Source organism: Spirosoma harenae, assembly GCF_054776975.1.
Map to the genome: position 1 here is coordinate 355,330 of NZ_BAAHBD010000008.1, position 22,716 is coordinate 378,045.

The 22,716-nt window shown below is 47.5% G+C and carries 15 protein-coding genes; 10 read left to right on the forward strand and 5 right to left on the reverse strand.

The window, feature by feature from the left end; genetic code table 11:
- The first annotated feature begins 60 nt into the window (after window positions 1-60).
- The 9 genes from ACYVE4_RS09845 (at window position 61) to ACYVE4_RS09885 (ending at window position 16,467) form a co-directional block, all read left to right on the forward strand.
- Window positions 61-1,476: a RagB/SusD family nutrient uptake outer membrane protein gene (locus tag ACYVE4_RS09845; RefSeq protein WP_461039464.1), complete on the forward strand. Its 1,416-nt coding sequence runs from the start codon at window positions 61-63 to the stop codon at window positions 1,474-1,476.
- Between the two features lie 136 nt (window positions 1,477-1,612).
- Window positions 1,613-2,917: a nucleoside hydrolase-like domain-containing protein gene (locus ACYVE4_RS09850; RefSeq protein ID WP_461039465.1), complete on the forward strand. Its 1,305-nt coding sequence runs from the start codon at window positions 1,613-1,615 to the stop codon at window positions 2,915-2,917.
- A 98-nt stretch (window positions 2,918-3,015) separates the two neighbouring features.
- Window positions 3,016-4,428, forward strand: a complete 1,413-nt coding sequence (locus ACYVE4_RS09855) for a glycoside hydrolase family 140 protein (protein WP_461039467.1) — start codon at window positions 3,016-3,018, stop codon at window positions 4,426-4,428.
- Between the two features lie 65 nt (window positions 4,429-4,493).
- Window positions 4,494-5,420, forward strand: a complete 927-nt coding sequence (locus ACYVE4_RS09860) for a glycoside hydrolase family 43 protein (RefSeq protein ID WP_461039469.1) — start codon at window positions 4,494-4,496, stop codon at window positions 5,418-5,420.
- Between the two features lie 122 nt (window positions 5,421-5,542).
- Complete coding sequence (locus ACYVE4_RS09865; RefSeq protein WP_461039470.1) at window positions 5,543-8,335, forward strand: glycoside hydrolase family 2 protein; 2,793 nt, start codon at window positions 5,543-5,545, stop codon at window positions 8,333-8,335.
- 33 nt (window positions 8,336-8,368) lie between these two features.
- The gene (locus ACYVE4_RS09870; protein WP_461039471.1) at window positions 8,369-10,879 is read left to right on the forward strand and encodes an L-rhamnose mutarotase; all 2,511 of its coding nucleotides are present in this window, start codon (window positions 8,369-8,371) and stop codon (window positions 10,877-10,879) included.
- Window positions 10,880-10,891: 12 nt separating this feature from the next.
- Window positions 10,892-11,959 (forward strand): Gfo/Idh/MocA family protein, encoded by a 1,068-nt coding sequence (locus ACYVE4_RS09875; protein ID WP_461039472.1) that lies wholly within the window; start codon window positions 10,892-10,894, stop codon window positions 11,957-11,959.
- Window positions 11,960-11,972: 13 nt separating this feature from the next.
- A complete protein-coding gene (locus tag ACYVE4_RS09880; RefSeq protein ID WP_461039473.1) occupies window positions 11,973-13,556 on the forward strand; it encodes a sodium:solute symporter family transporter in 1,584 nt (527 codons plus the stop codon).
- Window positions 13,557-13,614: 58 nt separating this feature from the next.
- Window positions 13,615-16,467: a glycoside hydrolase family 95 protein gene (locus tag ACYVE4_RS09885; protein ID WP_461039474.1), complete on the forward strand. Its 2,853-nt coding sequence runs from the start codon at window positions 13,615-13,617 to the stop codon at window positions 16,465-16,467.
- A gap of 29 nt (window positions 16,468-16,496) precedes the next feature.
- Here the strand turns inward: ACYVE4_RS09885 and ACYVE4_RS09890 are convergent, their stop codons facing one another.
- The 5 genes from ACYVE4_RS09890 to ACYVE4_RS09910 all read right to left on the reverse strand — a co-directional run bounded on the left by ACYVE4_RS09890 (window position 16,497) and on the right by ACYVE4_RS09910 (window position 19,821).
- Window positions 16,497-16,673 carry a DUF2256 domain-containing protein gene (locus ACYVE4_RS09890; protein ID WP_461039476.1) on the reverse strand — a complete coding sequence of 59 codons (177 nt, stop codon included), beginning with the start codon at window positions 16,671-16,673 and terminating at the stop codon, window positions 16,497-16,499.
- Window positions 16,674-16,706: 33 nt separating this feature from the next.
- Window positions 16,707-17,510: an NIPSNAP family protein gene (locus tag ACYVE4_RS09895; protein WP_461039478.1), complete on the reverse strand. Its 804-nt coding sequence runs from the start codon at window positions 17,508-17,510 to the stop codon at window positions 16,707-16,709.
- Between the two features lie 95 nt (window positions 17,511-17,605).
- The gene (locus ACYVE4_RS09900) at window positions 17,606-18,646 is read right to left on the reverse strand and encodes a sugar phosphate isomerase/epimerase family protein (RefSeq protein ID WP_461039480.1); all 1,041 of its coding nucleotides are present in this window, start codon (window positions 18,644-18,646) and stop codon (window positions 17,606-17,608) included.
- 15 nt (window positions 18,647-18,661) lie between these two features.
- Window positions 18,662-19,390: a 3-keto-disaccharide hydrolase gene (locus ACYVE4_RS09905; RefSeq protein ID WP_461039481.1), complete on the reverse strand. Its 729-nt coding sequence runs from the start codon at window positions 19,388-19,390 to the stop codon at window positions 18,662-18,664.
- Window positions 19,391-19,455: 65 nt separating this feature from the next.
- The gene (locus tag ACYVE4_RS09910; RefSeq protein ID WP_461039483.1) at window positions 19,456-19,821 is read right to left on the reverse strand and encodes a cupin domain-containing protein; all 366 of its coding nucleotides are present in this window, start codon (window positions 19,819-19,821) and stop codon (window positions 19,456-19,458) included.
- Between the two features lie 350 nt (window positions 19,822-20,171).
- Here ACYVE4_RS09910 and ACYVE4_RS09915 point away from each other — a divergent pair, with 350 nt between their 5' ends.
- On the forward strand, window positions 20,172-22,715 hold the full coding sequence (locus ACYVE4_RS09915) for a PAS domain-containing protein (RefSeq protein ID WP_461039485.1): 2,544 nt from the start codon (window positions 20,172-20,174) through the stop codon (window positions 22,713-22,715).
- Window position 22,716 lies beyond the last annotated feature (1 nt).

Genomic DNA, 22,716 nt, shown 5'->3' on the forward strand with positions numbered 1-22,716 from the left:
TTTCTTCACCCCTCTCCTAAAACAGGAGACGGGCTAAAAAAAAGCTAGACATAAAATCGTATGAAAGCTATAAAACCTATTCTCACAATCCTTTGCATCGGGCTTCTGGCTATGGGTTGCAAAGAATCGTTTCTAGAGTTGGCTCCCCTCTCCAACCCAACCGCCGACAATTTCCGGTCGAAAGACGATTTTGAACTGGCGGTCAACGCAGCTTACGCATCGCTATACAATATTTATCATCCGGAAGGTTCGGTTTCGTACGCCAACGAGCAAATGAGCGACAATGCCATCGTGTATAATATTTCGGGGATTCAGGCCGACAAATGGCAGTTCAAAGATTACAGCCTCACTACGTCGAACACGATGGTGTATCAGTTCTGGCAGGAGTATTACAAAGCCATTTTCAACGCCAACATTGTGCTGAACAAAATTGAGGGTGCAAGTCTGGACGCGGCATATAAGGATGGGGTAAAAGCACAAATGATGTTCCTGCGTGGATTGTACTATTTTAACATGGTGCAGCTCTGGGGCGATCTACCCCTTGTGACCACTCCCCTAACCGGCGAAGAAAGCTATGCGGTTCTGCGTTCTCCACAAAGCGCGGTTTACGATCAGATCAAAAAAGATCTTACGTTTGCTGTCGACAAATTACCATTAGCGTCGGCCATCACCATTGCCGGGCGAGCGTCGAAAGGGGCTGCGCAGATGGTGTTGGGTAAAGTGTATTTGACATTGGGCGATAAAGCCGCTGCGGCTACTGTACTGAAAAGCCTGTATGATAGCAATCAGTATTCACTCCTGCCGAATTATGCCGATTTATGGGGCCCTAACGTAAAGAATACGAAAGAATCGATTTTTGAAGTACAGTTTCTGGGAGGCAATGCGTCGGCACCGTTCAGCCGATATTATCAGATTTTTTACCCCAACACCAACACGCTGGGTTTCTACGGAGGTGGTATGAATCAGGTGACAGACGACCTGTATAACGAGTACGAAACAGGCGATCCTCGCCGGGATGTGTCTCTCACAACGGGTTACAACAATGCGGGTACGTTTGTGAACCAGAAATATACCATCAAATGGACCGATACCAAAGCCACCCAAGTTGGCGGTAACCCACTGTCTAACAACAATTTTATGATACTACGCTACGCCGATGCGCTACTGCTGCTGTCGGAAGCCACCGGCGATGCGACGTATTTGAATCTGGTCAGAACTCGCTCGAAATTGCCCAAATTTGGCGATGCGACGTATCCATCGGCCAAGTATTCAACGCTCGATTTAGCCATCGAACACGAACGTCGGGTAGAGTTAGCCATTGAATTCAATCGCTGGTTCGATCTCAAACGAACAAATCGCGCCATTCCAGTCTTGAGTGCCAAAGGTAAAGCTATTACTCAGACTAAATTGTTGTGGCCCATCCCACAAATCGTTCGTACTCAAAACGAAGCGATTACCCAAAATCCGGGATATTGATTCTGGTTTTAATTCCTATACCGGCAGGCTGATACAAGTTTTATCAGCCTGCCGGTATTAGCTTATCGAGTGATACCAACACTGGTTATCGCTCAAACTGAACAAGTACTAAATTGCCCATTGGCAACGACTATTTATGGAAAAATCAACTATGCAGCAGGTGGTTTTATTATACGTGTTGACACTGTTTCCATTGATGCTGTTGGCCCAGAAGCCCGTACCGGTAAAACCTCGCATACTCATCAGTACCGACATTGGCGGCACCGACCCGGATGATAATCAGTCCATGGCCCATTTCCTGATGTACAGCAACTTGTTCGAAACCGAGGGGCTTATTTCATCCCCTTCGTATGGTAAGGGTACGAAACAGCAAATGCTGGACATGATTGATCTTTACGAAAAAGATCTCCCCAAACTAAGCCAGCACATCAGTAACTACCCATCACCCGATGCATTACGCGCCGTGTGCAAACAGGGTCGACAGGGGTTGGCGCCTTTTAAAGGGTATGCGACGGCTACTGAAGGGTCAAACTGGATTATTAAATGCGCACAAAAGCCTGGTAAACAACCGCTTTGGGTGTTAGTTTGGGGTGGTCTGGAAGATGTAGCCCAGGCACTGCACGATGCGCCGTCGATTCAAAATAAGATCAAGGTTTACTGGATTGGTGGTCCAAACAAAAAATGGAGTGCCAACAGCTATGCCTATATCGTGAAGAATTTTCCGAACCTGTGGTTCATCGAAGCCAACGGTTCCTACACAGGTTTCTTTTCCAACACAGGTGTCCCGGATAGCCTCAATACGCACAACTACTACGACCGATACATCCGCGCAACCAGCCATCTGGGCAAGGATTTTAAGAAATATTACCAGGGAAATGTCAAGATGGGTGATACACCGTCGCTACTGTATATGATGGATGGCGACCCCAACGATCCCACCAGAGAAAGTTGGGGAGGTAGTTTTGAAAAATTTACGCATAGCCCACGCCATATTTTCCAGCGTAATACCACCCTTTCCGATACGGTACGTGTCTATTCGATTATGGAATTCCGTTTCAAGGGACCTGTAGTCAATATTCCAGCGGATTCAGTTTGTTTTACGATGTCAGTTAAAGCCGGGATCGGCGTACAAACCTGGCCGGGCTACTACCTGGGCAACGGTAATTATACGATCCTGTACATTCCTAAACAGACCGAAACGCTATCTTATACACTTAGTTCGCCCATTGCTGGTTTCCCACAGCAAAGCGGCCAATTCGTGGTCAATACGAATTGGCCGGGCAAACGGGAGGCTGATGATTATATCCTTGGCCCCAACTGGTACACCGACCGGCGCGATCCTGCGCTTTTTAATGGCATCCAGCAGGGCGGCAAAACCGTGTTTAAATGGCGCAATGCAGCCTTATTGGACTGGGCTAAACGATGGTCGTGGTTGCAATAGATTAGTAGGAATCTGCGATTCCGGGAGATTGATAAAATCATACAGACCGACGAAAAAATCATACACAGAATCGCTCCGAAAAAACGCATTCTTTGTACATGCGAATCTGTACCGTAAATCGAATCCTACTGCCTGCCTTAGTATCTATTGTTCTGTGGGCTTGTGCCACGAAAGAGAAAGCAGTCGAAACTAATCCAAACCAACTGAAAATTTCTGAAAATAGTCGCTTTCTGTCAGTTGGCGATAACAAGCCATTTTTCTGGCTGGGCGATACAGGCTGGCTACTCTTTACCAAACTTACCCGCGAGGAAACCGAAACCTATCTGGAGAATCGGAAGCAAAAAGGGTTCAACGTAATTCAGGTAATGGTACTACATACACTAGGCGCCACCAACGTGTATGGCGATTCAGCTCTGACCAATAAAAACATTGCGACGCCAAGGATTACAGAGGGCGCTTCGTTCAGTGACTCAACTCAGTATGATTTCTGGGACCATGTCGATTTTGTGGTCGACAAAGCGGCAGAAAAAGGTATTTATATGGCGCTGGTACCGCTTTGGGGCAACAACATCAAAAGCAAACGCGTCAATCCGGAACGAGCCAAAGCTTACGCCGATTTTATCGCCAATCGCTACAAAAATCGGCCGAATATTATCTGGCTGGATGGTGGCGACATTAAAGGCAGCGATTCGCTGGAAGTTTGGAAAACCATTGGCCGCACAATCAACCAACTTGATTCTACGCACCTGATTACGTTCCATCCGCGCGGAAGGGCTTCATCGTCGGAGTGGTTCCATCATGAGAATTGGCTGGATTTCAATATGGTACAGTCGGGTCATAAATCGTATGCACAGGATACCTCGGCTAAAGATCGCTGGCATTACGGCGAAGACAACTGGCGATATATACAGGCTGATTTAGCGCAGAAACCAACTAAACCCGTTATAGACGGAGAACCTTCCTACGAGCAGATTCCATACGGACTACACAACCCCAAAGACCCTCGCTGGACGGCAGATGATGTGCGTCGGTACGGGTATTGGTCGGTGCTGGCGGGGGCGTTTGGCTATGCCTATGGGCATAATTCGATCATGCAGTTTTATAAAAAAGGCGATAAGAAAAGTTCGTTCGGTGCCATTGATGATTGGAAAACAGCCCTTAATGCACCAGGAGCCGGGCAGATGATTCATCTGAAAACCTTGCTGCTCAACCACTCCTTTTTCGAGCGCGTTCCCGACCAGACTCTCATTGCAAATCAAGGGATTCGCTACGATTATCTGATAGCCAGCAGAGGTCCTGATTATGCAATGATTTACACCTACACTGGCCGGAATGTCAAACTGAACATGGGCAAGATTCCAGGCGAAACCGTAACAGCTTCCTGGTTCAGTCCGCGCGATGGAAAAACGACCGCCATTGGCGATATACCAAACACAGGCATACAGGAATTCAATCCACCCGCAGAGCCCAGAAACGGGAACGATTGGGTATTAGTCATTCAGAAGAAATGAACGCAGATGTTAAACCCCACCCCAGCCCCTCCCCTGTTAGGAAAGGCTTCACTATCAGACTTTTAATGTCCATTTTTTCGAAAGAGGGATTTAGGGTGGAGTGCTTTGTATTTATCCTCCTGATTACGCTCAGTTCCTGTTCGAAGTCGGTTTATATGTTCACGTCATTTCATGAGCCGGCGAATGAGGGGTTACGGATGCTCTACAGCTATGATGGCTGTAAATGGACAGACCTGAATCGTACGTTTCTGAAACCTGAAATCGGTACTCAGAAGGTGATGCGTGATCCATCAATTGCGCAGGGGAAAGACGGTACCTTTCATTTGGTCTGGACCAGTAGCTGGAAAGATGATAAAGGATTTGGTTATGCCCGTTCCAACGACCTGATTCACTGGTCGGAAGAACGATTTATTCCGGTGATGGAACACGAACCGACAACCGTAAATGTGTGGGCTCCCGAATTATTTTACGACGACGAAGCCGATCAGTTTGTAATTACCTGGGCCTCAACCATTCCGGGTCGATTCGAGCGCGGTGTCGAAGAAGAGAAAAATAACCACCGGATGTATTTCACGACGACAAAAGACTTCACGACGTTCTCCCCCACCAAACTCTTCCTTGATCCAAAATTCAGTGTCATCGACGCTGTCATTGTCAAACGAAAACCTGCTGATTATGTGCTTGTTCTGAAAGACAACACTCGCCCGGAACGGAACATCAAGGTAGCTTTTGGTACGAACGCAACTGGACCGTATACCAACGTTTCGGCACCCTTCACGAAGAAATTTACCGAAGGACCATCCGTCGCTAAAGTTGGCAGCGACTGGCTGATTTACTTCGACTCATATCAGGATAAAACGTACGATGCCGTCAGGACGCGCGATTTTAAAACTTTTACGGGTGTAAAGTCTGAAATCTCAATCCCCGAAGGTCATAAACATGGTACCATTTTCAATGTAAAAAAGAAGATTTTGACGGGCTTGTTGAAGTGATTTTGTCAGTTCAATTCCCTGGCCTGTGTCCTCACAGGCCACTTATGCGTCAGCCAACACAACCTCCGGTACAATGGTCTGTGAGGACACAGACCTCGGAGAAGCTGCATATGAACATCAGAATGAAACGTAAACTCTTAATCATTTTTCTACTCTCTCAACCCTACTTTGCTCTAGCTCAGCAGACCGAACGACGCTACCTGTCGGGAACAGGGAACGATCGTACCGTAAATTGGCAATTTTACTGCACCGCCGGACAGAACTCGGGGAAATGGACGACGATACCCGTACCGTCGAACTGGGAGTTGCAGGGGTTCGGCAAGTACAATTATGGTTTTGCTAAAGACAGTGCAAAGGGCGAGGAACAAGGCTTATATAAATACGAATTTCAGGCGCCAGCCTCATGGAAAGGCAAACGCCTGAACCTTGTTTTTGAGGGTGTTATGACTGACACCGACGTAAAAATCAATGGTAAATCGGCGGGCGCTATTCATCAGGGCGCATACTACGCGTTCAAATATGATGTAACGAATTTGATTCAGTATGGAAGCTCCAATTTACTGGAAGCGACCGTTTCAAAACACTCGGCTAATGCATCGGTAAATGAAGCCGAACGAAAAGGCGATTTCTGGATTTTCGGCGGCATTTTTCGGCCAGTTTATCTCGAAATTCTCCCGGCCGAACATATCGAACACATAGCAATTGATGCTAAGGCAAACGGCTCATTTACAGCGCAATTACAAGTAGCAACAAGCAGTAAAGCCAGCGACATATCAGCCCAGATCTACACATTGTCCGGGCAGAAAGTGGGAACGCCGTTTACGGCAAAAACTCAATCTGGCAATTCACTCGTTACGTTATCAAAAACGATTCCGAAGCCTAGTTTGTGGACTTCCGAAACACCTAATCGCTACAACGTTGAATTCAAACTACAGCAGGCTGGAAAGACCATTCACATCGTGAGAAAAACGTTTGGCTTTCGAACGGTGGAAATAAAGCAGCGGGATGGCATTTACGTGAATGGAACCAAAATCAAGCTGAAGGGCGTGAACCGGCATTCGTTCTGGCCGGAATCGGGTCGGGCATTGAGTAAAAAGGTGAGCATTCTGGATGTGAATCTGATGAAAGACATGAACATGAATGCCGTCAGAATGTCGCACTACCCGCCCGACGATCATTTTCTGGATGTCTGCGATTCACTAGGCTTATTTGTGTTCGATGAACTAGCGGGCTGGCACGGTCACTACGATACCCAAACGGGCACCAAACTCCTGCATGAACTCATTACGCACGACGTCAATCATCCGTCGGTCATTCTCTGGATCAACGGCAACGAAGGTGGTCATAATCGTGAATTAGACGCGCTCTTTGGCAACGAGGATATCCAGAAACGTCACGTGCTTCATGCCTGGGAAGATTTCAACGGCTTTGATACCCAGCATTATCGGGAATATAATTACGGCATTGGCAATTACAACCAGGGCCATTCCATTACGCTACCCACTGAGTTTCTGCACGGTATGTACGATGGCGGTCATGGAGCGGGTTTAGAGGATTATTGGGAAGCAATGTGGCATGATCCACTGGCAGCCGGTGGATTTTTATGGGATTTTGCCGATCAGGGTATCGTACGTACCGATGTAAAGAATGGCAAAGGACTGCTCGATACGGACAAAAATCGCGGGGCTGATGGCATTGTAGGACCATACCGAGAAAAAGAGGGCAGTTTCTTTACCATCAAAGAAGTATGGTCGCCGATCAGGGTGGAACGCCGGGAGATTACCTCCACATTCGATGGTACATTCCAGATTGAAAATCATTACCATTTCACCAATACGTCGCAGTGCTTATTTACCGGGAAACTGGTGAAAGTCTCTGGGCCAAACGACCCGGTTAAGGCAGTAGAAAAAAAGTTTTCCGTTACCTCTCCAAGCCTGAAACCGTTTGAAAAAGGATCACTTAAAGCAACACTTCCTACAGACTGGAAAGCGTATGACATCCTATATCTGACAGCTACCGATCCGTTCAAGCGAACGTTATTTACCTGGAGTTTTCCGATTTCGTTACCCGATCAGGCAGTTTCGTCACTGGTCAAAACAGAGGGCGCGGGTAATATATCCTTAACGGAAACAGACTCACTGTATACCGTTGCGGCAGCTGGCATCCGGCTCGATTTTAATAAACGGAATGGTGCACTACATCAGGTCGCCAATTCTGCGGGAGTGATTCCGCTTACAAACGGCCCAATTTTGCAGGAAGCTGTTACCAATTTCAAAAACTTCACCCACCATACCGACGGGAAAGCCCTTATCATCGAATCGACATTCGATCGAAAAACGGCCTACAATACATTGCAGTGGACTATTTATCCGTCGGGTTGGGTAAAGATGAGGGTACGCTATTTTCCGGATGCCTATTTTACGTTTATGAACGGCGTCAATTTTTCATTCCCCGAAACTGAAATGAAGGCTGTTACATGGCGAGGAAAAGGGCCGTATCGGGTCTGGAAAAACCGAATGAAAGGCGGCACGCTGGGCGTCTGGCACAAAGCGTATAACAACACCGAAACCGGTGAGCAACCACTGGTTTACCCCGAATTCAAAGGGTATCATGCTAATCTATACTGGTGCAGATTTGAAACATCAAGCCAGCCCTTTACAGTAGCTACAGAGAACGAAGATGTGTTTTTCCGACTCTTTACACCCGCCTGGAAAACAGATCAGTGGCATAATTACGAACCCATTTTCCCATCGGGTGATCTTTCGTTTATGCAGGGTATCAGCAGTATTGGCACCAAAACGCAACGGGCCGAAACCACCGGCCCAATGGGTCAGAAGTACGCTTTTTACGATTACGAAAAAGAACCCGCCCGCGCTATCGAAATGACCTTGTATTTTAACTTTTCGGGAAAATGAAATGTCGGGTTTAGGAACCCGACACCACAGATCATGCAACGACTGTCTGCTTTATTAGTACTCGCCTTTCTCCTTCCCTCGCTCCTTTTCGCGCAGGCTGAAATCTGGGTATCACCAGATGGATCGGATGCAAACGTGGGGACAAAGGATAAACCGCTGGCCAGCCTGCAACTGGCGGTTCGGAAGGTTCGGGAACTGCGTCGATTGAATGACCCGACTATTTCACAGGGGGCGCATATTTATCTACGAAACGGTCTGTATGCACTAAACGAAGCTGTATTTATTCGTCCGGAAGATTCGGGAACGCCTACAAGTCCAACAGTTATTGAAGCGGCTCCGAACGAAAAGCCCGTTTTGAGTGGTGGTATACTGATTAAAAAGTGGCAAAAGCTGAAAGGGACGGTAGCAGGCTTACCAAGGGATGCGCTTGGAAAAGTCTGGGTTGCCGACGCACCGAAAGTTGGTGGGCGATTGGTGGAGTTCCGGCAGTTGTGGGTCAATGGCGAAAAGGCAACACGAGCCAAAGACACACCCTATCCGTTGATGAACCGGATTCTGTCGTGGAATAAACAGGAACAAACCTGCTGGATTCCGGCACCTGCCTTCGGTGATCTATCCAAAGCCGATGGGCTGGAAATGACTATTCATCAGTGGTGGGCCATTGCCAATCTCCGTATCAAACAAATGGATGTACAAGGTGATAGCGCGAAACTATGGTTTCATCAACCCGAAAGTCGTATTCAGTCTGAACATCCGTGGCCTGCTCCCTGGTTTTCGAAAGAAACGGGTAATTCAGCGTTTTATCTAACCAATGCCATCCAATTTTTAAACCAACCCGGCGAATGGTTTCTGGATACCAAAACCGAAAGGCTCTACTACATCCCACGGCCGGCCGAAAATCTTGAAACGGCACAAGTAATCGCACCCATTCTCGAAACATTGGTACATATCACCGGAACAATTGATCATCCGGTATCGAACATATTGATCAAAGGCATTTCGTTTCAGCACACAGGCTGGCTGCGACCATCGCAACAGGGGCAAGTACCGCATCAGGCCGGACTGTACATGCTGGATGCCTACAAGCTGAAAATACCCGGAACACCCGACAAAAAATCGCTGGAAAATCAGGCCTGGATAGGTCGTCCGGCTGCGGCTTTGGCAGTAAATTTTGCCAATCATACGACTGTTGAAACCTGTCGATTTGAGCATCTGGCGGCTACCGGTCTGGATTATCACAAAGGCGTTCAGGACAATCTTATTCAAGGAAATCTGTTTAAGGACATTGGCGGAACGGGCATACAGGCCGGCGTTTACGCAGATGAAGCTACCGAAATTCACTTGCCCTATAATCCGGCCGATCAGCGGGAAATCTGCACCAATTTAACAATCAGTAACAACCTGATTACGAACGTAACGAACGAAGATTGGGGCAGTGTTGGTATTGGCGCGGGAAACGTCAGAGGCATTACGATCGAGCATAATGACATTGGCGAAGTAGGCTACAGCGGGATTAGCCTGGGCTGGGGCTGGACACGTACCATCAATGCTATGCGAAACAACCGGATAGTAGGCAATCGGATTCATCACTACGCCAAACACATGTATGACGCAGCGGCCATATATACCCTTTCCGCGCAACCTGGTTCAATCATCGCCGAGAACACCATCGATAGCGTTTACAAAGCTCCTTACGCCCACTTACCCGCCCACTGGTTTTATTTATACACCGACGAAGGCTCGTCGTATTTCACAATAAAAGACAACTGGACGCCTTCCGAAAAATACCTGCAAAACGCGAATGGTCCGAATAATATCTGGACAAACAATGGCCCACACGTTGCGGATAGCATTCGAATCAAAGCGGGACTGCAACCAGCGTATCGGCATTTGCTTCAGGAGAAATCGGCCGCTGACCATTTGTGGCGTATCAATAAAGAAAGTCCGGTTATCGTCGAACTAACTGTCCCGAAGGGACAATCGATTGATAGTGAGCAGATAAAGAAAGTAATGGCGCAAAATAAAGTTCGCCCGGAAGCGCTGTTTCAGTGGCAAAATCATTTCGTCATTTTCGATAAAGTGCAAGACGTTTTTGTGCTGGGCGAACGACTGAAATCTGCCTTTCCAACGGCCAACGTCAAAACCTACTACGACCTGTTTTACGAATTCAATCGGAATCGGTGCGCTACCGGACCAGTCGCAGGCGAGTGGAGTCATACAATTTTGACAGCCAATCTGGCCGCCGACCCCAAGCTCCAGCAGGAATATCTGGACTATCACGCTACGCAGTTTGAGAAATGGCCGGAAGTGTCGAACGGCTTTTGTAATGCGCACTTTCAACAATTGCTTTTGTACCGAAACGGACGGCAGTTGATGCTGGTGATCAGCATTCCGAAAGGCGAACATTTAGACAAACTCAACCCAAAAACAACCGAAAACAACCCCCGCGTCGATGAATGGAATACGCGCATGAAGAAGTACCAGGAAGGGATTCCAGGCACAAAACCAGGCGAGGTTTGGGTGGAGTTGAAAGGAATAAAATAAGAAACAAAACCAATGTTACGATTAGGTATTTTAGGATTAGGCGAAGGACGTAGTACGATGTCGGCGGCATTGTCGAGTCCGAACTATGAGCTGGTCAAAATTTGCGATCAGAAACTGGAATTGTGTCAGCAACGAGCCAAAGAATTTGATTTCCAGAACTATACAACCAGTTACCAGGACTTACTCGATGACCCAACAATTGATGTTATCGCGATTTACACCCCCGATCACCTTCATGCAGAGCATACCAAACTGGCCATGCTCCATGGCAAACACGTGGTTTGCACAAAGCCGTTTATCGATGATTTATCGAAAGCGAAGGAGTTGATTGAGGTGAGCGAAAAAACAGGCAAAAAAGTGTTTGTGGGCCAGAGTTCCCGCTTTTTCGAGCCGATGAAAAAGCAGAGGGCCGATTATGAAGCTGGTCTCATCGGCGAATTAATTACTATCGAAGGCTATTACCACGCCGACCATCGCTGGTTTCTGGCGAAAGGATGGTCGCTGGAAAATGCGTTCAAATGGCTTTATGGCGGACTTAGCCACCCTGTCGATTTTATCCGCTGGTATCTACCCAATATTGAGGAAGTGATGGGCTACGGAATGCTTAGTTCCAACGGGCGGAAAGGCGGCCTGAAAAATGCGGATACGATGCATTTCATTTTCAAAGCCACCGACGGGCGAATTGCCCGCGTGAGTGGTGCCTACACAGGTCCTGTTCAACCCGTTGTAAGAGATTCCGAAATGAGTTGTATTCTGCGTGGTACAGAAGGCTGCAGCCAGGCCGATTATATGGATTTACGTTACGCCATCACAACCAATACGGGCGAAGAAATCGTGCAGACCTGGGAACACAAACTGAAGCACTATTTCCGGTTTGAAGGAAAAAGCCATCACGCGGGCGAGTACCAGAACTACCTCGATTATTTCGCTACCTGTCTCCAGACCGGCCAAACGGCGTATCCGGATATTCGGGAAGGCATCGGTACAGTAGCGTTGCTTCAATCAATGGACAAATCGCTGCAAACTGGTCAGCCTGTGAAGGTACAGGACGTATTGAGTGAGCATGGATTATCATTCTGATTCCTGAAAATCAATGAATAAAATCACTGACCGCTTAACTCCGCTGGATTATGGCATTGTGCTGGCCTATCTGGTGATTCTGGCGATTATTGGTTATCGGGTCAGTCGACCGAAAAAAGGACAGACCGACGAAACGCTGTTTCTGGCGAATAAGTCGTTGGGCTGGGCGAGCATTGGATTCAATATGTGGGGGACCAATGTCGGCCCGTCGATGCTTTTGGCCTTTGCGAGTATTGGCTATAGCACCGGAATTGTAGCTATTAATTTCGATTGGTATGCGTTTGTTTTCCTGTTTTTGCTAGCCATTGTATTTGCCCCCAAATACCTGGCAGCCAACGTAATGACCATGCCCGAATTTATGGGCAAACGCTACGGTGAATCGACCCAAACCATTCTGGCCTGGTACGCACTGATCAAAATCCTGATTTCGTGGCTTTCGTTAGGCTTGTTTGCGGGTGGTTTTCTGGTCCGTCAGATTCTGGGTATTCCGATGTGGCAGTCGGTGATTGTACTGGTATTATTTGCCGGATTGTTTGCGTATACGGGTGGGCTCAAAGCTATCGCCCGCGTCAATGTGTTCCAGATGATTTTGCTGATTGGTGTCTCCCTAACCCTTACTGTTATTGGTATCAATAAAATTGGCGGACTGGAAGCGGTCTTTCAGAAAGCTCCGACTAACTATTGGAGTCTGATTCATCCGGCCAGCGACACTAAATATCCCTGGCCCGCTATTCTGCTGGGTTATCCGGTGGCGGCTATTGCGTTTTTCTGTACCGATCAAGCGATGGTGCAATCCGTGTTGGGTGCCCGAAATCTGGAACAGGGACAGTTAGGTGTCAATTTTATTGGCTGGCTAAAAATCCTGTCGTTGCCGTTATTTATTCTGCCGGGCATTCTGTGTTTCATCCTGTTCCCAAATCTTAAGAATCCCGACGAAGCCTACATGACAATGGTAACAAATCTGTTCCCGCCGGGTATGAACGGACTCGTTATTGTGGTGTTGATTGCGGTGTTAGTCGGCACGCTTGGTTCGTCGTTGAATTCGCTGAGCACCGTATTTACAATGGACGTATATGCGCAGAAAATTAATCCAAAGGCTAGTAATCAAGACATTATCCGCGTTGGACGCATGACCGTACTAGCTGGTTGCCTGTTTGCGGTTCTGATGGTGTTGGCTATCGATAGTATAAAAGGGCTCAATTTATTTGATGTTTTTCAATCGGTACTGGGCTTTATTGCTCCTCCCCTTTCCGTCGTTTTCCTGCTGACGGTTTTCTGGAAACGTACCACTCGAACGGCCGTAAATTCCATTCTGTCAGTCGGTTCGGCGTTCAGTCTGAGCGTCGGTGTGCTTTATTTATGGGTCTTTCCTGCTGATCAGTATTCTTTCTGGCCGCATTATCTGTTGCTCTCGTTCTCAATATTTGCCACATTATTTCTGGTGGCCATTCTAATTTCGTTGTTGGATAAAAACCCAACGGTATATACACCCGAAACGATTAAAACAAATGCGATTGCCAAACCAACCCAAACCGTCCGGATCGCCTGGATTGCGTTGGTAATCACAATGGTGGGGTTATATATCGCTTTTCACTAGCTTTTTCTCAGATCAATTAATTGTCATTTTGAGGTTCCTCCTGGCTACCTTAATTACTATGAGATTCTTGTTATGTATCATTAGTTTTTTAGCGACTCTCCTACCCTGGCGTGTTAGTGCGCAGCCCCCAGCTAAACAGTCTTTTACGCTCTGGTATAAACAACCAGCCAGCCAGTGGGTAGAAGCGTTGCCGATTGGCAATGGCCGATTGGGAGGAATGGTGTTCGGCGGCCTCGAAAGCGATCATATTCAGTTCAATGAAGAAACACTCTGGACGGGTGGACCGCGCGAGTATCAACGCGAAGGGGCAGCACAATACCTGCCGCAAATTCGTCAGTTGCTGGCCGATGGAAAACAAGCCGAAGCCGAAAAGTTGGCCCAGGAAACATTCATGGGTCGACAGAGTAACGAGGAGGGCTATGCCCAAAAGAAAGTTGATTGGTTTGCCCGCGTTCGGAATCTAAGCAACACCCAGGCGAATCCTGCTGCTGCTACGTTCAACGATCAGACCTGGAAAACGATGCCGATTCCAACCGTTGATGGATGGGAAAAAGAGGTGCTGGAAGGATTGGATGGGGCTGTCTGGTTTCGCACCACGTTCGATCTGCCCAAAGAATGGATTGGAAAAGACGTCGTACTCGATATGGGCCGAATTCGCGATCAGGATTTTACGTATCTGAACGGCGAGCTGATTGGCTCTGATGAAGGAATTGCTAAAAACCGACGCTACACAATTCCGGCAGCAAAGCTTCGGGCAGGCAAAAATCAATTGGCGATTCAGGTTATCAACCTGTTCGATAAAGGCGGTTTTATCGGCGTGAAAACCAGTCAGCCAACGTTTGTTGTTTATCCAGTTGGTCAGAAATCGACTGATGGCGTTCCGCTTAGCCGCCCGTTTAAATACTGGATTCAGGATGATGCGCCCCCGGCTTTTCCACGCTATCAGGCCGATTACCAGCCTTTTGGCGATCTTTGGCTAACCTTTAAAGATCAGGGAAAGGCAACAAATTATCGACGCGAACTAGATCTGACCAACGCGCTTTCCCGTGTTACGTATTCGGCCAATGGTGTGAGCTTTACCCGCGAGTATCTGGTCAGTGCCCCGTCTCAGGTCATGGCTATTCATCTGACGGCCAACCAGCGCGGAAAAATTAGTTTCCAATCTTCGTTAACTAGTTCGCACCAGGGCTTTTCGATTCGCAAAATTGACAATCAAACGATTGCCTTATCGGTTCAGGTGAAGAATGGGGCATTAAAAGGGGAAAGTCTTCTCCGTGTCCAGACGAAAAATGGGAAGATACGTGTAGCGGATAACAAACTGGTAATCACTAACGCTGATGAAGCAACACTGTATCTGACCGCAGGTACCAATTTCAAAAACTATAAAGACATATCTGCCGACCCTGCGATGATGAGTCAGCAGCCGTTACAGGCGCTAGAGGACAAAACGTTTGATGCAATCAAGGTCTCTCACGTGCAGGATTATCAGACCTATTTTAATACGTTGTCGCTTGATTTGGGGCACTCAGCCAATGAACAACTCCCCACAGATGAACGACTGCAGCGTTTCGAGAAATCGTCAGATCCCTCACTGGTAGCTTTATATGTCCAGTACGGCCGGTATTTACTGATTTCCAGTTCGCGTCCGGGAACCCAACCCGCTAACTTGCAGGGCATCTGGAACGATTTACTTACGCCACCCTGGGGCAGTAAATACACGACAAACATCAATGTAGAGATGAATTACTGGCCTGCCGAAATGCTGAATCTTTCGGCCTGTCACGAACCTATGTTTACCGCTATCGACGAGATGGTTGTAGCGGGCAGAAAAACGGCCCGAGCGCATTATAATGCACGTGGTTGGGTGCTGCATCACAACACCGATCTCTGGCGCGGTACAGCTCCGATCAATGCGTCGAATCACGGCATCTGGGTGAGTGGTGCTGCCTGGGTTTCCCATCACCTTTGGGAACATTACCGCTACACACAGGATCTGTCTTTTCTGAAAAATCGGGCGTATCCAGCTATGAAGGAAGCAGCTCGCTTTTTCGTGGATTTTCTGGTGAAAGATTCAAAAACGGGTTGGCTCATCAGCACGCCATCTAACTCACCCGAACATGGCGGACTTGTCGCCGGCCCTACGATGGACCATCAGCTTATTCGTGATCTGTTCAAAAACTGCGTCGTTGCCAGCGAAATACTGGCTACTGACGGGGCGTTTCGCGACACCTTAAAAACGATGTATACCCAGATTGCACCAAATCAGGTTGGTAAACATGGCCAATTGCAGGAGTGGCTTCAGGATGTTGACGATCCGAAAGACACGCATCGACACGTATCACACCTCTGGGGTGTTCACCCTGGCACTGATATTACGTGGGATGAAACTCCCGACCTGATGAAAGCCGCCCGTCAATCGCTGCTGGAACGGGGTGATGAAGGAACAGGCTGGAGTCTGGCCTGGAAAATCAATTTCTGGGCGCGTTTCCACGATGGGAATCATGCTTATACTATGCTCAAGTTGCTTTTCCGCCCTGCTATATCGCCCGAGGGCACAACGGGTGGTGGCTCCTACCCCAATCTGTTCGATGCGCACCCGCCTTTTCAGATTGATGGTAACTTCGGCGGAGCCAGCGGCATTGGCGAAATGATCTTGCAAAGTCAGGGGAAAACGATTGATTTGCTCCCTGCCTTACCGACCGATTTGCCAACCGGCTACATCAACGGCATCTGCGCCCAAGGCGGATTTGTGCTCAATATTCGCTGGCAGAATGGTCAGTTAAGTGGCGTTGAGGTAACATCCAAAGCAGGGCAGCCTTGCCTGTTACGCTATGGGAATAAGCAGGTTCGTTTGACGACCGAAAAAGGAAAAACGTATCAACTGAGCGGAGAGTTGATACGTTTGAACTAGCATCTTCTATGATAATCTTCCTGAGTCAATCAGGGCATTTGCTTGTTTTTTAGTTGCCCGGAATGCTTCTCTCTACGACAACGCTCGGAGCAATAAGTTACCTCATTCCACACGTTTTCCCACTTTTTCCTCCACGTAAACGGGCGCTGGCAGACAGGACATATTTTTTCAGGTAAATCAGACTTTTTATACGACTTTTTCTTCATAAATAGCTTCGCCCCGTCCTTTTACCAGGACTACTATACCTGTGAAAACGTAGTAGGGATCAGAAACATCCGGGTAATATTCGATACAATACGAGCATCCGTAAACTCAGGTACAGAACTAATCTTTTTCCATTCCGGATCGCTACCGAAGGTTTTCCAGTTCTGGTCATGCTCCTCCATATTATCGAAGGTCAGCATGTAGGTCAGATTAGGTCGCATGGGGCCAATGAGCGTTTCGCCAAAAAACACAGGCGTTAATCCTACCCGTTTGAATATCGCGATTTCGCCCCCCTGATTGAACATTTCAATCTTCTTTCGGCCAGCCGTTTCATTATGGCTTTCGTAGCGACGTAACTCAAAAATACGCGCCTTTTTTTCAGGCACCTCCAGTTTGGGCATGAGCGTAAATGCCTTCAGCAACGAACTTTCAATACGTTCATAAGCGGGGGCAGTCGCTTCGGCAGCTAAGTATTCTGCACCTGCCTGCTGATAGTCAGCATCTTTAGCCAATTTATCGGGCGTATTAAAATAATCGTCCAGTGAATTGAATGGAATTACGACAACCAGTTTGGTAAATCCCTGCGGGAGATATTCGGTAAAAACACCAATGTTTTTGCTGCCCAGTCGATTAAGGGCCGGGATGGCGGCCTGTTGCCAATAGGCTTCGACTGCCTTGCGTTGTTTATTGTTTTTCAAGCTGTAAATCCGCAGTTCATAAAACTCTGGATTTGCGTTTTGCTGAGCCTCCGAAGCAGCTCTAGCTGGATTCAATGGGGCAATAGCGCTAGTAACAGTACTTGTAAGAAGAGAAGCTTTTACGAACGTTCGTCTTTTCATAGAATTGGGAAATAGCATGGGGCATGGGGGTAAGATCAGAGGGTAATCGTAAAGACTGTTTTACCCTCTGACCTTACCCCCATGCCCTATGCCGATTAGCTTAAAATATTCCGGCAAAAATTGACACATTTTTTCACCTCGGCCACCGAATTCGATCCCTCGGGCACTTTATATTCCAGTTCGACCGCAGCCGGGAACGTATATTTCTGTTCGCTCATCAGTTTCAGCACCTCTCTCAGCGGTGTATCGCCTTGCCCCCAGGGAAGATTTCCTTTCCCATGATCCGCCGTCTGACGATCTTTGATGTGCATACTGGAAATTCGCGTATGTTTCTGTTTGATCAATCCCAGCGGATCGGGCTGACCAGCCGCTATGTAGTGGCCCAGATCGAAATTCATCGCGTTGGCTGGCGATTGCGCCAGGGCCGTATCCCAGAACGTTGGCGTTTGCTGCTCATGGCCGTGATAGCCGACGCGAATGCCGTGTTTTTCAGCCATCTTACCAAGTTTCAGCGTATGTGCATCGTTGGCTGGATGTTCGAGTGTCACCTGATTAGCCCCCAGCGTTTTGGCGGCCTGCATACCATAATTGATGTCAGCATCGGAATTCTGCATACCAAAGGCATCGGGCTTGAAGCCGTAAATCTGTACACCCGCCTGGTTGTACATTTTCTTCAACTGTTCGAACTTACTCATCGACGCCGACGCTCTCCATTTAGCCATTTCCTGCCGATAGGCTTTCTGCTGCGTCTCCAGTTCCGTTAGCGTTTTCTGCTCTTCGTCCGTTAACGTCTGGTTTTCGCGTTTTTTTCTCATCAGCGGAAACATCACCTTCATATCGACTGAGCTTTTCGGAGCACCGGCAAAGGTTTCGGCCGGGCCGCCCATCAACTCAATGGCATTTATACCACTATCAAGCACATATTGCAGGGTAGCTTCGGCGCTTTGATCGGGCATATCTCGAAATGAGTATGTAATTGTCCCAATCTGTACGCCTTTCAATACTGAATTGGGTTTGTCGCCCAAACTGCGAATCAGGACAGGCATACCAAAAACTTTGCTGTTGCTGACAACTATGCCCGATATGAGGGCAGCTGTAGTGCCTAAAAACTGACGACGCGTTGACTGATTTTCCATATTTTCCAGTTAAGATTAAAGGTTCTTTATTTTAATATTTCGAAACCAGACACTGGTGTTCCAGTCCTGTAAACCAATTCGTCCGGTAAACTTCCCGTTGGCAAAGGGTATGCCTTTTTGAGCTTTTGCAGCCACGCGCTTTTTCCAATCAGCGCTGGTAACGTCGTGTTCCTGAACTATGAACCCATTGATCGTGACGGTCAACTTATTCTTTTTCAGCGAAACATCCATTTTGTTCCAGCTTCCCAGCGGCTGCGGCTCCTGAATCCGTACGTCGGCAATGCCAAACAGATCGCCGGAACTGTGCGGATGTTCTACGGCTTTCTGGTACAGAGCGTCATCACCAACCTGAACCTCAAGAGCTGTCGTGTAAATCTTCTCATTCTTAGGTGATTCTTCGACAAAGAAAAAGAAACCGCTATTGGTATATTTTTCGATTTTGAATTCGGCTTTAAAGTCGAAATCACCTTTAAAAACAGCGTCAGTCGCTATATCACCTGCATCGCGAGGAGTAGCGGTGGCCGTTTGGGGAACATCCAGGTGCAATACGCCCTGTTCCACTTTCCACGACGCCGGGGTGCCTTTGCCGTTATATTTATGCCATCCGGTAAGGTCTTTACCATTAAACAGGAGCTTCCAGCCCTCTTTCTTTTCCTGAGCCGATAATGTATTAAGCGCTTGTGCCTGTACACCTCCCTGAGCCACGCACACCAGAAAACTAACTATTGATACTTTGAGGAACATAAAACTTGATGGTTGAATCTCTATAAGCGAACCCTCGGGATAAACTCCTCATTGCAACGAAATACTCATATCCAGGTCTGTTCCGACACGGTCACATCGAGTACTAAATCGCCCGTATGTTTGGTGGCTTTGGGTTCAAATAGAATCAAATGGACCTCTTCGTCGCCCGTTCGTGGCCGGTGCTCGACTCCTCTGGGCACAATCAGAATTTCGCCGGGGCCAGCCTCAACAGTATGATCCCGAAAATCCATAATAAAACGCCCTTTGAGAATGTGAAACAGTTCGTCTTCATGCTCATGACTATGCCAGACAAGAGCGCCCTTCGCTTTGACAATCTTGACGTATTGGCCGTTCAGTTCGCCAATTATATACGGATGCCAATATTCCGTGAAGCTTTCAAATTTATCGGCCAGGTTGATTAATGAGATCATCTAAATGATTTTTATCGGTTATCGTGAAGTCTAAACTTATCAGATGATGTAAAAATAGTTGATGTTTCGCAGCCAATTTCGGTTATGATCGTCACCAAAAAATGAAAGTTGGCCTAACTTTTAAGTCGGGCTACTAGTTTACATGAAAGTTACTTCGTTTCGAGTAGGCACATGTTGTCTGGTGTCTTGTAATTCAACTTCTATGACTGGCCATCTATCGTTTTTCCAACTAATAGCTATACTTTCCCGTCTATACAACAAGGGGGTTATCTTCCCATTATTTGTTCCTGATATACATATAGCAGGCTTTACTGCGGCTAGACTGTCCACATCGTATCAAGTCGTTTGTCATGTCAGATGTTAGTCCAGATCCCTATCCATTTTTACAGGGCGGTGGAGAGATGGGGGAATTCATACGATCCTACGACTGGTCAAAAACGTCGCTGGGTACTCCTGGCGATTGGCCTTATAGCTTACGGACCAACATCAGTAACATACTTCATACCCACCTGCCAGCATTGGTCCTTTGGGGATCTGATCACATTTGTTTCTATAATGATGCGTTCACGCCCAGCCTAAATTTGGCAAAACATCCGGCGATAGGCAAGCCCGCGCGGGAAATATGGCCAGAAAGCTGGGATTTTGTCGGCCCATTACTAGAACGTGTATTGACTACAGGTGAGCCGGTAACCTTTCAGGATACGCCCGTTACGGCCTATCGAAATGGGCGGTTAGAGGATGTCTACTGGACATTCGCCTATAGTTTGGCGCTGAACGACCAAGGAGAAGCCGCTGGTGTGCTGGTCAATTGTATAGAAACCACAAAGGCAGTCGTTGAACGCAAGCGACTCATTGAGGATGAAACAAAACTCCGTTCTATCTTAACCTCAGCCCCAGCCGCGATTGGTGTATTTGTCGGTCCGGATCTCATCGTTGAGAACCCAAATCAATTGTTTATTGACCTGGTTGGAAAAGGGCCGGATATAGAAGGAAAATCATTTCGACGCGTTTTTTCTGACGTCTTACAGGAAGATCAGCACTTTCTTCAGTTGCTGGATGGCGTACTAACCACAGGCCAACCATTTCAGGCTTCGGATGTGGAAGTGGTATTTAAAGGCGAAAAAAACAAGACATACTATTTTAACGTGACCTTCACTCCGCTCTTCGATGAACACGGAAAGGTATACGGTGTATTAGATGTAAGCGTCGATGTTACGCAACAGGTATTGGCCCGAAAAAAAGTTGAAGAAAGCGAGGCCCGTTTCCGCGCCCTTATTGCACAGGCACCTGTAGCAACTGGCCTGCTGGTGGGCCGGGAACTGGTGATCGAGGAAGTCAATGAACCAATGACCAAGTTCTGGGGAAAGGGACCAAACGTGATTGGGAAAACCTTCGCCGAATTATTGCCTGAACTGGAGTCTCAGCCATTCATCAAAATTCTGGACGAGGTATACACCACGGGTAAAGCATACCATGCTACGGCTGATCGCTGCGATTTAGTCATTGATGGTCAACTACAAACGTTTTACTTCAATTTCACCTATCAGCCAATTTTTAACGACCAGGGTGAGGTATATGCCATCCTAAACATGGCCATCGATGTAACTACTGAGATGCTTATTCAGCAGCAACTCCGCGAAAGTGAGGCATCGCTTCGGGGAGCTATTGAATTAGCAGAATTGGGTACCTGGACTATTGATACGGTAACCGGGGCCACCCAGCTTTCTCAGCGCTACTGCAACTTGCTTGGACTTGACAATAGAGATACTAGCTGGCAAGAGATGATGAGCTGCGTGGTTGATACGGATCGAAATCTGGTTACCAACGCCTTTCAGGCGGCTCAACAATTGGGTTCTAAGGGGAAATTTGAAGCTGAATATTCTGTTATAAATGCCAAAACCGGAAAACGCAAGGTGATTCATGCACTTGGTCAAACCTATTTTGACGACGCGAAAAAACCGGTTCGTATAGCTGGCACAGTACAGGACGTAACCCTTGAACGGGAGTTACAACTCGCCCTGGAAAATCTGGTACAGGAACGGACAGAAGAGTTGGCCGCTACCAACGAAGAACTGACTGCCACCAACGAAGAGCTGAGTGCTACCAATGAAGAGTTGACCGAATCGACCGATTTACTTATTCGGTCGAACGAAAACCTACAAAAATTCGCTTACGTAGCCAGCCACGACTTACAGGAACCCTTACGCAAGATTCAGCAGTTTGGTGATCTGCTCAAAACGTATTACGCCAATTCAACTGGCGATCAATTAAGCTATGTAAATCGGATGCAGTCGGCGGCTAGTCGGATGTCGATGCTCATTAAAGATTTGCTCAATTTTTCACGCATCTCAACCCGTCGCGATACGAGTAATATATTGTCTCTTACTGAGATCATCGATACAGTATTGACTGATTTAGAGCTCGTTATTACCGAAACGGGGGCTCAGATTCAAATCGATCCATTACCCAACGTTTCGGGCGATCCTTCGCAAATGGGTCAGCTTTTCCAGAATTTACTCAGTAACGCTCTGAAATTTAGTCGGGTCAATTCGTCGGGTGCTCCAACCATTCCACAAATTGCGATTCGCTATCAATTGGTAGCTGCCAGCGATTTGCCGCCTTCGGTAAAACCAGGTCGGTTTTCCGTTTTATATCATCGTATTGATGTAATGGATAATGGTGTAGGCTTTGACGAGAAATATCTGGATCGCATTTTTCAGGTCTTCCAACGATTGCATAGCAGAAATGAATTTGCCGGAACAGGGGTGGGTTTAGCCATTAGCGAGAAAGTAGTTGCCAATCACGGAGGGGCCATTACAGCAACAAGCCAGCTAGGACATGGAGCTACGTTTAGCGTGTATCTGCCAGCGGAAAGACCAGATATTACTTCATAGA

Excerpts from the sequence above, each read along its gene's own strand:
- ACYVE4_RS09845 (WP_461039464.1), top strand. The coding sequence starts at position 61 with ATGAAAGCTATAAAACCTATTCTCACAATCCTTTGCATCGGGCTTCTG.
- ACYVE4_RS09850 (WP_461039465.1), top strand. The coding sequence starts at position 1,613 with ATGGAAAAATCAACTATGCAGCAGGTGGTTTTATTATACGTGTTGACA.
- ACYVE4_RS09855 (WP_461039467.1), top strand. The coding sequence starts at position 3,016 with ATGCGAATCTGTACCGTAAATCGAATCCTACTGCCTGCCTTAGTATCT.
- ACYVE4_RS09860 (WP_461039469.1), top strand. The coding sequence starts at position 4,494 with ATGTCCATTTTTTCGAAAGAGGGATTTAGGGTGGAGTGCTTTGTATTT.
- ACYVE4_RS09865 (WP_461039470.1), top strand. The coding sequence starts at position 5,543 with ATGAAACGTAAACTCTTAATCATTTTTCTACTCTCTCAACCCTACTTT.
- ACYVE4_RS09870 (WP_461039471.1), top strand. The coding sequence starts at position 8,369 with ATGCAACGACTGTCTGCTTTATTAGTACTCGCCTTTCTCCTTCCCTCG.
- ACYVE4_RS09875 (WP_461039472.1), top strand. The coding sequence starts at position 10,892 with ATGTTACGATTAGGTATTTTAGGATTAGGCGAAGGACGTAGTACGATG.
- ACYVE4_RS09880 (WP_461039473.1), top strand. The coding sequence starts at position 11,973 with ATGAATAAAATCACTGACCGCTTAACTCCGCTGGATTATGGCATTGTG.
- ACYVE4_RS09885 (WP_461039474.1), top strand. The coding sequence starts at position 13,615 with ATGAGATTCTTGTTATGTATCATTAGTTTTTTAGCGACTCTCCTACCC.
- ACYVE4_RS09890 (WP_461039476.1), bottom strand. The coding sequence starts at position 16,673 with ATGAAGAAAAAGTCGTATAAAAAGTCTGATTTACCTGAAAAAATATGT.
- ACYVE4_RS09895 (WP_461039478.1), bottom strand. The coding sequence starts at position 17,510 with ATGAAAAGACGAACGTTCGTAAAAGCTTCTCTTCTTACAAGTACTGTT.
- ACYVE4_RS09900 (WP_461039480.1), bottom strand. The coding sequence starts at position 18,646 with ATGGAAAATCAGTCAACGCGTCGTCAGTTTTTAGGCACTACAGCTGCC.
- ACYVE4_RS09905 (WP_461039481.1), bottom strand. The coding sequence starts at position 19,390 with ATGTTCCTCAAAGTATCAATAGTTAGTTTTCTGGTGTGCGTGGCTCAG.
- ACYVE4_RS09910 (WP_461039483.1), bottom strand. The coding sequence starts at position 19,821 with ATGATCTCATTAATCAACCTGGCCGATAAATTTGAAAGCTTCACGGAA.
- ACYVE4_RS09915 (WP_461039485.1), top strand. The coding sequence starts at position 20,172 with ATGTCAGATGTTAGTCCAGATCCCTATCCATTTTTACAGGGCGGTGGA.